General features: G+C 69.2%; 10 protein-coding genes and 1 tRNA gene. 9 read left to right on the top strand and 2 right to left on the bottom strand.

Going from position 1 to position 11,656, the window contains the following annotated elements; all coding sequences use genetic code 11:
• From RMN98_RS04015 to RMN98_RS04000, 4 genes are all read left to right on the top strand, one after another.
• Positions 1-1,401: glutamate synthase-related protein (locus RMN98_RS04015; protein ID WP_309647509.1), on the top strand; the 1,401-nt coding region annotated here is incomplete at its 5' end.
• Positions 1,394-2,872, top strand: a complete 1,479-nt coding sequence (locus RMN98_RS04010; protein WP_309647508.1) for a glutamate synthase subunit beta — start codon at positions 1,394-1,396, stop codon at positions 2,870-2,872. The genes RMN98_RS04015 and RMN98_RS04010, both read left to right, overlap by 8 nt.
• A 139-nt stretch (positions 2,873-3,011) precedes the next feature.
• Positions 3,012-4,475 (top strand): pyruvate kinase, encoded by a 1,464-nt coding sequence (gene pyk / locus RMN98_RS04005; RefSeq protein WP_309647507.1) that lies wholly within the window; start codon positions 3,012-3,014, stop codon positions 4,473-4,475.
• A 19-nt stretch (positions 4,476-4,494) separates the two neighbouring features.
• On the top strand, positions 4,495-5,115 hold the full coding sequence (locus RMN98_RS04000) for a methyltransferase domain-containing protein (RefSeq protein WP_309647506.1): 621 nt from the start codon (positions 4,495-4,497) through the stop codon (positions 5,113-5,115).
• On the opposite strand, the gene RMN98_RS03995 is transcribed toward RMN98_RS04000, so the two are convergent.
• Both RMN98_RS03995 and RMN98_RS03990 read right to left on the bottom strand, forming a co-directional pair.
• On the bottom strand, positions 5,105-5,848 hold the full coding sequence (locus RMN98_RS03995) for a transcriptional regulator (RefSeq protein WP_309647505.1): 744 nt from the start codon (positions 5,846-5,848) through the stop codon (positions 5,105-5,107). The two genes, RMN98_RS04000 and RMN98_RS03995, sit on opposite strands and share 11 nt — an antisense overlap.
• A gap of 41 nt (positions 5,849-5,889) precedes the next feature.
• Positions 5,890-5,962: transfer RNA gene (locus tag RMN98_RS03990), tRNA-Leu, on the bottom strand.
• Between the two features lie 273 nt (positions 5,963-6,235).
• Between RMN98_RS03990 and RMN98_RS03985 the strand changes: the two genes are divergently transcribed.
• The 5 genes from RMN98_RS03985 (at position 6,236) to RMN98_RS03965 (ending at position 11,413) form a co-directional block, all read left to right on the top strand.
• On the top strand, positions 6,236-6,856 hold the full coding sequence (locus RMN98_RS03985; RefSeq protein WP_309647504.1) for a response regulator: 621 nt from the start codon (positions 6,236-6,238) through the stop codon (positions 6,854-6,856).
• A gap of 107 nt (positions 6,857-6,963) precedes the next feature.
• The gene (locus RMN98_RS03980) at positions 6,964-8,286 is read left to right on the top strand and encodes an ABC transporter permease subunit (RefSeq protein WP_309647503.1); all 1,323 of its coding nucleotides are present in this window, start codon (positions 6,964-6,966) and stop codon (positions 8,284-8,286) included.
• A gap of 55 nt (positions 8,287-8,341) precedes the next feature.
• Positions 8,342-9,625, top strand: a complete 1,284-nt coding sequence (locus RMN98_RS03975; protein ID WP_309647502.1) for a branched-chain amino acid ABC transporter permease — start codon at positions 8,342-8,344, stop codon at positions 9,623-9,625.
• Positions 9,615-10,622, top strand: coding sequence for an ABC transporter ATP-binding protein (locus RMN98_RS03970; protein ID WP_309647501.1), 1,008 nt, complete (start codon positions 9,615-9,617; stop codon positions 10,620-10,622). Before RMN98_RS03975 ends, RMN98_RS03970 begins: the two co-directional genes overlap by 11 nt.
• The gene (locus RMN98_RS03965) at positions 10,619-11,413 is read left to right on the top strand and encodes an ABC transporter ATP-binding protein (RefSeq protein ID WP_309647500.1); all 795 of its coding nucleotides are present in this window, start codon (positions 10,619-10,621) and stop codon (positions 11,411-11,413) included. The genes RMN98_RS03970 and RMN98_RS03965 overlap by 4 nt, the downstream gene beginning before the upstream one ends.
• Positions 11,414-11,656: the final 243 nt, after the last annotated feature.

Genomic DNA, 11,656 nt, shown 5'->3' with positions numbered 1-11,656 from the left:
GGCGGCACCGGCGCCTCGCCGCTGACGTCGCTCAAGCACGCCGGTGGACCGTGGGAGCTCGGCCTCGCCGAGACGCAGCAGACGCTGCTCCTCAACGGTCTGCGCGACCGCATCGTCGTGCAGGCCGACGGCCAGCTCAAGACGGGTCGTGACGTCGTCGTCGCCGCGCTGCTGGGCGCCGAGGAGTTCGGCTTCGCGACCGCGCCGTTGGTGGTCTCGGGCTGCATCCTCATGCGGGTGTGCCACCTCGACACCTGCCCGGTCGGCGTCGCCACGCAGAACCCCGTCCTGCGCGAGCGCTTCTCCGGCAAGGCCGAATACATCGTCAACTTCTTCACCTACATCGCCGAGGAGGTCCGCGAGCTGCTCGCCCAGCTCGGCTTCCGCACCCTCGACGAGGCCATCGGGCAGGTGGGTGCGCTGGACGTCGCCCACGCGGTCGAGCACTGGAAGGCCTCCGGCCTCGACGTGACCCCGATCCTGCACGCGCCCGACACGAGTGCGTTCCCCGACCAGGACCTGCGCTGCACCACGACGCAGGACCACGGCCTGGAGCGCTCGCTCGACGTGACCGAGCTCGTGCCGTTGGCACAGGCGGCCATCGAGAGCGGCGAGCCCGTCCGGGCCCAGGTCGCGATCCGCAACGTCAACCGCACCGTCGGCACGATCCTCGGTCACGAGGTCACCAAGAAGTACGGCGGCGAGGGGCTCCCCGAGGGCACGATCGACCTGACCTTCCTCGGCTCCGCCGGCCAGTCGTTCGGCGCGTTCCTGCCCCAGGGCGTCACCCTGCGGCTCGAGGGCGACGCCAACGACTACGTCGGCAAGGGGCTCTCGGGCGGCCGGATCGTCGTACGCCCCGACCGGGCGGCGACGTTCAACAGCAACGAGCAGATCATCGCCGGCAACACGATCGCCTACGGCGCGACCAGCGGGCAGGTCTTCCTGCGCGGTGGCTGCGGCGAGCGCTTCGCGGTGCGCAACTCCGGTGCCTGGTTGGTGTCGGAGGGCGTGGGCGACCACGGCTGCGAATACATGACCGGCGGCCGGGTGGTCGTCCTGGGCAAGACCGGGCGCAACTTCGCGGCCGGCATGTCCGGCGGCGTCGCCTGGGTGCTGGACCTCAAGGAGTTCCGCGTCAACCGCGAGCTCGTGGAGCTCGGCCCCGTCACCGGTGACGCGGCCGCCGAGCTCGAGCAGATGGTCCGCGGGCACTTCGAGGAGACCGGCTCGCTGGTCGCCGAGGAGCTGCTCGCCGACTGGGACACGGCACTGACCCGCTTCACCGAGGTCATGCCGCGTGACTACCGGATCGTGCTCGAGGCGAAGGCGAAGGCCGAGGCCGACGGGTGTGATGAGAACGAGATCGCCCACGCGATGATGGAGGCGCTCCATGGCTGACCCGAAGGGATTTCTCAAGGAGGGCCGCGAGGTCGCCCAGCGACGTCCGGTCGACGAGCGGGTCCATGACTGGAACGAGGTCTACCCCGACGGGATCGGGCGCGCCCTCCTGCCGATCATCGGCAAGCAGGCCGGTCGCTGCATGGACTGCGGCATCCCGTTCTGCCACCAGGGCTGCCCGTTGGGCAACATCATCCCGGAGTGGAACGACCTGGTCTGGCGCGACGACTGGGAGGGTGCCATCGAGCGCCTCCACGCGACCAACAACTTCCCGGAGTTCACCGGTCGGTTGTGTCCCGCCCCGTGCGAGACCGCGTGCGTGCTCGGCATCAACCAGGACCCCGTGACCATCAAGAACGTCGAGGTCTCGATCATCGACAAGGCCTGGGAGTCCGGCTTCGTCCGTCCCCAGCCGCCGGAGTGGCTCTCGGGTCGCACGGTCGCGGTGATCGGCTCCGGCCCCGCCGGGTTGGCGGCCGCCCAGCAGCTCACCCGGGCCGGCCACACCGTCGCCGTCTACGAGCGTGCCGACAAGATCGGCGGGCTGCTGCGCTACGGCATCCCCGAGTTCAAGATGGAGAAGAAGCACGTCGAGCGCCGCATCGAGCAGATGAAGCGCGAGGGCACGGTCTTCCGGGCCGGTGTCGACGTGGGCGTCGAGCTCACCGGCGACAAGCTGCGCGAGCGCTACGACGCCGTCGTGATCGCCACCGGATCGACGGTCGCCCGCGACCTCGACGTCACCGGGCGTGAGCTCTCCGGGATCCACCAGGCCATGGAGTTCCTGCCCCAGGCCAACCGCGTGGCGCTGGGCGAGGCTGCGACGTCGGACGGCTCGGACCAGATCCGCGCCGACGGCAAGCACGTCGTCATCATCGGTGGCGGTGACACCGGCGCCGACTGCCTCGGCACGTCGACGCGTCAGGGCGCCGCCTCGATCACGCAGCTCGAGATCATGCCCGAGCCGCCGCAGGCACGTCCCGCCGGTCAGCCGTGGCCGACCTACCCGATGACCTTCCGCGTCTCCTCGGCGCACGAGGAGGCGGGGGAGCGGGTCTACGCGGTCTCGACCAAGGAGTTCCTCGGCGACGAGCACGGCAACGTGCGGGCCCTGAGCCTGGTCGACGTGGTCCTCGAGGGGGGCAAGCTGACCGAGATCGAGGGCAGCGAGCGCGAGATCCCCGCCGAGCTGGTGCTCTTCGCCATGGGCTTCACCGGGCCGGAGAAGCCGGGCCTGGTCGAGCAGCTGGGCGTCGACCTCGACGAGCGTGGCAACGTGGCGCGCGACAAGTCCTACATGTCGTCGGTGCCGGGCGTGTTCGTCGCCGGTGACGCCGGGCGCGGTCAGTCGCTCATCGTGTGGGCGATCGCCGAGGGCCGGGCAGCCGCTGCCGGTGTCGACACGTTCCTCACGGGCTCGACCACGCTGCCGGCGCCGATCCCGCCGACCGCCCGGCCCCTGGTGGTCTGACGCTCACGGCCGAGTCGGCGCGATGTTGCACGGGGACCCACCCCGAGGTTGCACCATCGCGCCGACTCGGCCGACGTCATGTGGGCGAACGCTCGATCAACGCTCCTTGGATCGATCAAAGAACCGCTAGGGTAGGTCCGTGCGTAGAGCAAAGATCGTCTGCACCCTGGGTCCCGCGACCAACACCGAACGGCGGATCCGCGAGCTCGTCTATGCCGGGATGGACGTCGCCCGGCTCAACATGAGTCACGGCAGCCACGAGGACCACGCGGAGGCCTACCGTCTCGTCCGGGAGGCTGCTGATGCCAGCGGGCACGGGGTCGGGATCTTCGCCGACCTCCAGGGCCCCAAGATCCGGTTGGAGACCTTCGCCGACGGCCCGGTCCAGCTGCGACGCGGCCAGGTCTGGACGATCACCACCCGTGACGTGCCGGGTGACGCGGTGATCTGCGGGACGACGTACAAGGGTCTGCCGGGCGACGTCAACGTCGGTGACCCGATCCTGATCGACGACGGCAAGGTGCGCCTGCGGGTGACGGCCGTCGAGGACACCGACGTGACGTGCGAGGTGCTGGTCGGGGGCAAGGTCAGCAACAACAAGGGCATCAACCTGCCCGGTGTGGCCGTGTCGGTGCCGGCGCTCTCGGAGAAGGACATCGACGACCTGCGCTTCGCCCTGGGCCTGTCGGTCGACTTCATCGCGCTGAGCTTCGTGCGCAACGCCGCCGATGTCGAGGACGTGCGGCGGATCATGGACGAGGAGGGCGTGCGCCTCCCGGTCATCGCGAAGATCGAGAAGCCTCAGGCCATCGAGAACCTGGACGAGATCGTCGCCGCCTTCGACGGCTTCATGGTCGCGCGCGGTGACCTCGGGGTCGAGTGCCCGCTCGAGGACGTGCCGTTCCTGCAGAAGCAGATCATCGAGAAGGCGCGGCTCAACGCCAAGCCGGTGATCGTGGCGACGCAGATGCTGGAGTCGATGATCACGAGTCCCTCGCCGACGCGTGCGGAGACCAGCGACGTGGCCAACGCGGTCCTCGACGGCGCCGACGCGGTGATGCTGTCGGGCGAGACGAGCGTGGGGGAGCACCCGATCCACGTGGTGGAGACCATGGCACGGATCATCATGGCCACCGAGCGACACGCGTTGGAGCCACGGGAGTTCGGTCAGTTCGAGTCGATCGACTGGGACCCTCACACGCGTGGTGGCGTGATCTCCAAGGCGGCCGACGAGGTCGCGACGCGCGTGGGTGCGTCGTACGTCGTCGCCTTCACGCAGAGCGGGGACTCGGCGCGCCGGATGTCGCGGCTGCGGGGCCCGATCCCGGTGCTGGCGTTCACCCCCGAGGCGCGGGTGCGGTCGCAGCTGAGCCTCACGTGGGGGGTCGAGACGTTCAAGACCGTGGCGGTCGACCACACCGACGAGATGGTGCGTCAGGTCGACGAGCAGCTGCTGCAGATCGGTCGGGTCGAGGAGGGTGACCTCGTGGTCATCATCGCGGGCAGCCCTCCGGGCATCCCGGGCTCGACCAACGCGCTGCGCATCCATCGGATGGGCGATGCCATCAACGAGGTGGCCCCGGCCTACAAGCGCCAGGGCTGAGCCGCGTTAGGGTCGGTCGATGGTCAGACGAGACGGTGGAGCGGACGAGACCACGGGAGATGTCCGGCTGAGGTGGTTCGCCACCCTGCTGTCGCGGTTCGCCACAGGCTCGATGATCGACCTGGGGTCCGGGCACGGCCTGTTCGCCCAGCTGGCGGCCGACCGGGGATGGCGGGTGACGGCGCAGGACGCCCGCGGTGACCGCTTCCCCCAGGACGACCGGATCACGTGGGAGGTCTCCGACGTCCGTGACCTCGACCTGTCCGGCTTCGACCTGATCTCGTGCCTGGGCCTCTTCTACCACCTCACGCTCGAGGACCAGCTCTCGCTGCTCGACCGGTCGCGCGGGGTTCCCGTCATCCTCGACACGCACGTCGCCAACGAGCGTCCGGCACCCATGACGCTCTCGGAGCGGGTCGCACCGCAGGGCTACCGCGGTCGCTACTACCGCGAGCCCGACCAGGCGACGCACTCCACCGCGTCCTGGGGCAACGAGGACTCCTTCTGGCCGCGGCCCCAGGCGCTCTACCGGATGCTCGACGAGCGGGGCTACGACGTCATGGCCTCGGTGCCGTTCTACCTCCCCACCCGCACCTTCTTCCTGTGCCTGCCCCGGGAGGGCGTGGCCGTCACTGCTTGAGCCCGATCAGGCCGTCGAGCCGGGCGACGCCCGCGCGGGTGGACACGCTGATGTGGTGACGGTTGGACCGGCGCCACGGCACGTCGACCAGGTCCAATGCCCAGCAGCACAGCTCCCGGATGTCTGCAGAGCGATTGGAGAACTGCCACCTCGGATAGACGTAGTGCCTCAGCTCGCCCGCCACCAGTCGGTGCACGCGGTTGTGCACGCGTGAGCCGTCGGAGTGGAAGAGCCCGCGGAGGAAGGGCGCAGGGTGCGCCTCGACGATCACACGCTGCCAGTCCTCCAGGACGATGGGGCGGCCGTGCTTGGGGCCCGGCCCGTGCTGCGGCAGGACGCAGGTCCAGTGCGTCCACGCTTTCTGCACGACGACGCACCCGGGTGCGGGGACGAGATGGGTGGCGGCCGACGGGTGAGTCAGCTCCACGAGCCGACGTACCTCCGTGATGATCGCGGGGTACGTCGCGTCGCAGGTGATGCGCAAGGTCCAGCAGCGTCGGGCCTGGGACAGGCAGCCGTCGCCGAGGTAGTAGCCGAGAAGGGCCGCGTAGACCTCGGGGTGCAGGGGCACATCGGCGCATCGTGGGCACTCGGAGGCGCGCGGGGTGAGGCCGCCGTCACGCCAGGTGCGCAATGTCGAGCGGGCTACCCCGCAGAGACGAGCGCAGGCCGACAGTGTCATGCCGGACGCCAGCAGCGCCTCGGCCTGGCGGCGGCGGGATGCGGAGTGCATGTCTGCAGCAAAGCGGGCAGCGCCGACAACCCTGCTTCACGTGCCCCGGGTGGGATTCGAACCCACACTGAATGCTGTTTGAGAGCATCGACTCTGCCGTTGGTCTACCGGGGCTGACCGGCCGAAACCCTAGCCGATCGGCCCCTCCGGGTAACTGCTAGACAAAGTCAATAAAATCACTATAGTTTGGTCGGGACGAGGAATCGGCGGTGGGAGGTCACCCGTGTGGAACCCGTGGCGGTGGGCAGCAGCCAGCAACGCGCGCGCCGTGATCAACGCTCGGGAAGCCACCACGGTGTGCTGCCGTCGCAGGGTCGAGCGGCTCGAGGTCGAGGAGTTCCTCGAGTCCCTCGTCGCACCGGACAGGAGCGCGGCTAGCCTGTCGTCGTGACCCAGGACGCCCCCGCCGCCACCGGCACCGCCAGGAGCCGCACCGTCGTGATCGCCGAGGACGAGACACTGATCCGGATGGATCTCGCCGAGATGCTCACTGAGGAGGGCTTCCGGGTCGTGGGGGAGGCCGGTGACGGAGCCAGGGCCATCGAGCTGGCCGAGCAGCACAAGCCCGACCTGGTCATCCTCGACGTCAAGATGCCGGTCCTCGACGGGATCGCCGCCGCGGAGGCGATCGCGGAGAAGCGCATCGCCCCGGTCGTCATCCTGACCGCTTTCTCGCAGCGCGACCTGGTCGAGCGGGCCCGGGATGCCGGCGCGATGGCCTACCTGGTGAAGCCCTTCTCCAAGGCCGACCTGCTCCCGGCGATCGAGATGGCGGTGAGCCGGTTCGCCGAGCTGAGCATGCTGGAGGCCGAGGTCGCGGACCTCACGGAGCGGCTGGAGACGCGTAAGGCGGTCGACCGGGCCAAGGGGGTCCTGCAGAAGCAGCTCAACCTGTCCGAGCCGGAAGCCTTCCGGTGGATCCAGAAGACGGCCATGGACCTGCGTCTGTCGATGCGCCAGGTCGCTGACGGAGTGGTGGAGCACGGCCCGATGTCGGCCGGAGACTGAACCGTTACCAAGCGTGGGGTCCCGAGTCGACCCCACCGGGGTCCTCTGATGGCTATGCTGCCGCTCTGGACGGGCGTCACCGGACGCCCTACTGACGGGAGTCCTGCGTGCTACAGCGCCTGCTGACCTTGCTCGCCATGCTGATGGTGCTGCTGTTCCCCGTGGCAGCCGCCCACGCGGGTGGTGAGACCGAGAGTCCCGCTCCCAGCCCGAGCAGCGAGCCTGCTCCCAGGCCTGACGGCCCCTACGTGACGGTGCGGCTGGTCGACAAGGACAACGACGACGCCCCCGTGGTCGGCGTGACGCTCACGGTCGTCAGCGAGGCGGGCGAGGAGATCGCCTCCGCGGAGACCGACGCCGACGGGCGGATCATCGTCCCGATCCCGGCGCTCGGCATCTACACCGTCACCCTGGACGAGGCGACGCTGCCCGACGGCATCGAGCTGTCCTCCTCGGTCGCGTCCGAGATCGAGGTGCGGGCGATCCTCGACGGTGCCAACGGCGGCCTGTTCCCGATCGGGACCCAGGAGGTCACGACCGTGTCCTTCGGGGAGCGCTTCATCACGAGCCTGACCTCGGGCATCAAGTTCGGCCTCATCGTCGCCCTCGCGGCCCTGGGCCTCTCGCTCATCTTCGGCACCACCGGGCTGACCAACTTCGCGCACGGCGAGCTGATCACCTTCGGCGCGATCATGACCTACGTCTTCAACCGGGGGCTGGGTCTGCCGGTGATCCTGGCGGGTGTGGCCGCGGTCCTGATGTCGGCACTGTTCGGGTGGGTGCAAGAACGCGGGCTCTGGAGACCGCTGCGCAAACGCGGCACCGGTCTGATCGCGATGATGATCGTCTCGATCGGCTTCGCGCTCCTGCTGCGCAACGTCTACCAGTACACGATCGGCAGCTCGCGCAAGTCGCTGAGCGAATACGTCAGCCAGGCCCGCACGGACTACGGTCCGGTCAGCCTCGCCGACAAGGAGCTGGCGATCATCGTGATCGCCACGGTGACGATCGTCGTCTCCTGCGTGCTCCTGCTGAAGACCCGCCTCGGCAAGGCCATGCGTGCGGTCTCCGACAACCCCGCACTGTCGGCCTCCTCCGGCATGCGGGTCGACGGGGTCATCGCCTCCGTCTGGATCCTCGGGACCGCCCTGACGGGCCTGTCCGGGGTGCTCCTCGCGATCAACAGCCAGGTCAACTTCCTGATGGGCTTCAAGCTCCTGCTCCTGGTCTTCGCAGCAGTGACGCTGGGTGGCCTGGGCACCATCTGGGGCGCGCTGTTCGGATCGATGGTGATCGGCATCATGGTCGAGGTCGGCCCCCTGTTCGGGGTCCCCTCCTCCATCAAGGAGGTCGGCGCCCTGGTCGTCCTCATCCTGGTCCTCCTGATCCGTCCGCAAGGGATCCTGGGCCGACGCGAGCGGATCGGCTGACGATGACTCCCGCACCCCGCCCAGAGCCTGCTTCCCGCGAACGGAGCACCACACCATGACCACCACGCCACTGCAGAAGTCCGCTCCGGTCGTCCGCGCCGCGCGCCCTCACCCTGCGGCGATCACATCGCTGGTCCTGGGCGTCGCGGGCCTGACACTGACCGCGGGGATCACGTCGCCCTTCGCGTGGTGGAAGGCGCAGCAGGCGCTCACCGCCATCGACGCCGCCCCCGACGAGCACCGGGGTCGTGGGCTCGCCCAGATCGGCCGCGTGCTCGGTGTGCTCGGCACCGTCCTCCTGGTCGTCTGGCTGGTGCTGGGCTTTGCGACCGACGCGCTCCCGGTCGACATCGGCACGGTCTTCAAGACCGCCCTCAACCAGGCGCTCGGGCCCAACGCGATCGTCTACGCCCTCGCGGCGATCGGTCTCAACATCCACTTCGGCTACACCGGGCTGCTCAACTTCGGCCAGGCCGGATTCATGGCCGTCGGCGCCTACGGCCTCGCGGTCTCGGTCGTGATCCTGGAGACGCCGTTCTGGCTCGGCATCGTGGCCGCCCTCGTGGCGCCCGTGGTGCTCGCCCTCGTCCTGGGCTTCCCGACGCTGCGGCTGCGTGCCGACTACCTCGCGATCGCGACGATCGCGACGGCGGAGATCCTGCGACTGGCCTTCGGGTCGGTGGAGCTCAAGGACGCCTTCGGTGGATCCAACGGTCTGACGGGCTACGCCAGCACCTACCAGTCCATGAACCCCTACAACGACGCGCTCGACCTCGGCTTCGTCGAGTTCAGCCAGCGCGACCTGTGGTCGATCACCGTGGGCTGGACCCTCGTGGCGCTCTCGCTGCTGCTGGTGTGGGGCCTCATGCGCAGCCCGTGGGGTCGTGTCCTGCGCTCGATCCGTGAGGACGAGGACGCCGTACGCTCCCTCGGCAAGAACGTCTTCGCCTACAAGATGCAGGCCTTGATCCTCGGCGGCGTCTTCGGTGGCCTGGCGGGCCTCTTCCTCGCGCTGAAGCAGGCCTCCGTGGTCCCGGCCGACTACTCGACCAACATCACCTTCTTCGCCTACACCGCCCTGCTCATCGGTGGCGCCGCACGAGTTCTCGGCCCCCTCGCGGGTGCCGTGATCTTCTGGTTCCTCATCGCTGGTCTCGGTTCGTTCTTCGGCCAGGCCACCTCCGGTCCTGACCCGCTCATGCCGACGTTCATCATGGACGACACCCAGGCGAGCCTCGTGCGCTTCATCGTCACCGGGCTCGGCCTCATGCTGCTGATGATCTTCCGCCCCCAGGGGATCTTCGGCGACCGACGGGAGATCGCGATCGATGGACGCTGACAAGGAGTTCCTCAGCAAGGGTGACCCGGGTGACCCGGGTGCCCCGGAGCAGGCAGCACCGGTCGCGAGCCAGCGCCGGGCCGTCGTGCGTCCCGACCTCGACGCCATCGCGGCCGAGCCGGGCGTGGCCAAGCCCGACCCGATCATCAAGGGAAGCGGCATCACCCGCCAGTTCGGCGGCCTCAAGGCCGTCGACGTCGACCACATCGAGATCCAGCGGGGCGTCATCACGGCGCTCATCGGGCCCAACGGCGCGGGCAAGACCACGCTGTTCAACCTGCTGACCGGCTTCGACGTCCCCGACTCGGGCGAGTGGAGCTTCAACGACAAGTCGCTGCAGCGCGTGCCGCCCTACAAGGTGGCCCGGCTCGGGATGGTCCGGACCTTCCAGCTGACCAAGGTCCTGGCCAAGCTGACCGTCATCGAGAACATGCGGCTCGGGGCCACCGGGCAGCGTGGCGAGAAGATGCTGTCGGCCGCGTTCTCGTTCCTGTGGCGCGACCAGGAGCGGGCCAACACCACGCGGGCCGACGACCTGCTGACGCGGTTCAAGCTCGACGCCAAGCGTGAGGACTTCGCCGGCTCGCTGTCGGGGGGCCAGCGCAAGCTGCTCGAGATGGCGCGCGCGCTGATGGTCGACCCCGAGCTGATCATGCTCGACGAGCCGATGGCGGGGGTCAACCCGGCCCTCAAGCAGTCGCTGCTCGGGCACGTGAAGTCGCTGCGCGACGAGGGTCGCACCGTGCTCTTCGTCGAGCACGACATGGACAGGGTGCGTGACATCTCCGACTGGGTCATCGTCATGGCGCAGGGCAAGATCGTCGCCGAGGGCACCCCCTCGACCGTGATGCAGAACCCCGCCGTGATCGACGCCTACCTCGGCGCGCACCACGACACCGACCTGAGCGAGCTGGACGAGAGCGTGCTCGAGTCCGAGGCGCAGGCCGAGCTCGACGCCGCAGCCGCGGCCGAGGCCGAGAGGAGCGAGGACCGATGAGCAACCCCCCGTCCAAGCCGGGCAGCAGCACGCCCGAGCGCGACGTCCACCTGGGCGCGGCCGGCGAGGCCATCCTGCGGGCCGACAACCTCGTCGGCGGCTACCTCCCGGGTGTCGACATCCTCAACGGCGCAGACCTCTACTGCAACAAGGGTGAGCTCGTCGGGATCATCGGTCCCAACGGCGCCGGCAAGTCGACGCTGCTCAAGGCCCTGTTCGGGCTCGTCACGGTCCGCACGGGGTCGGTGACCCTCGAGGGCCGCGACATCACCAACAAGCGCGCCGACCAGCTGGTCACGGCCGGCATCGGGTTCGTGCCGCAGAGCAACAACGTGTTCCCGAGCCTCACCATCGAGGAGAACCTCGAGATGGGCTGCTTCCAGGCGCCGAAGAAGTTCACCGAGCGGTTCGACTTCGTCACCGAGCTGTTCCCGACCCTGGGCACGCGCCGCAAGCAGCGGGCCGGGTCGCTCTCGGGCGGCGAGCGGCAGATGGTCGCCATGGGACGTGCGCTCATGATGGCGCCGTCGGTGCTGCTCCTCGACGAGCCGTCGGCCGGGCTCTCGCCCGTGCTCCAGGACGAGGTGTTCGTCCAGACCCGCAACATCAACCGGGCCGGGGTGTCGGTCGTGATGGTCGAGCAGAACGCGCGTCGGTGCCTGCAGATCTGCGACCGCGGCTACGTGCTCGACCATGGTCGCAACGCCTACACCGGCACCGGGGCGTCGCTGTCCAAGGACCCCAAGGTCATCCAGCTCTACCTCGGCACCCTCGGGGCCGCTGCGTCCTGAGCGCCGACGTCGCCCGCCTCCCGCCCGGTCTCGACCGGACAGGAGGCGGGCGTCGTGCTGTGCCCTGGGGTGGTGCCTGCTGATGCACTGGCGTCGCTGGCGGCGTCCAGGGCCGGCCGGTTCGTCCCCGGACGCACGACGGCCCCGGGATCTCTCGATCCCGGGGCCGTCGGGTGCTGCGGGTGCTGCGAGGGTCAGACCTGGATCAGATCTGGCCGTCGATGTAGTCGATCGCCGCGTTCT

Source organism: Nocardioides sp. (assembly GCF_031397825.1).
Taxonomy (GTDB): domain Bacteria; phylum Actinomycetota; class Actinomycetes; order Propionibacteriales; family Nocardioidaceae; genus Nocardioides.
The sequence above is the reverse complement of the archived record's forward strand: the minus strand, read 5'-3'. Positions and strand labels throughout refer to the sequence as shown.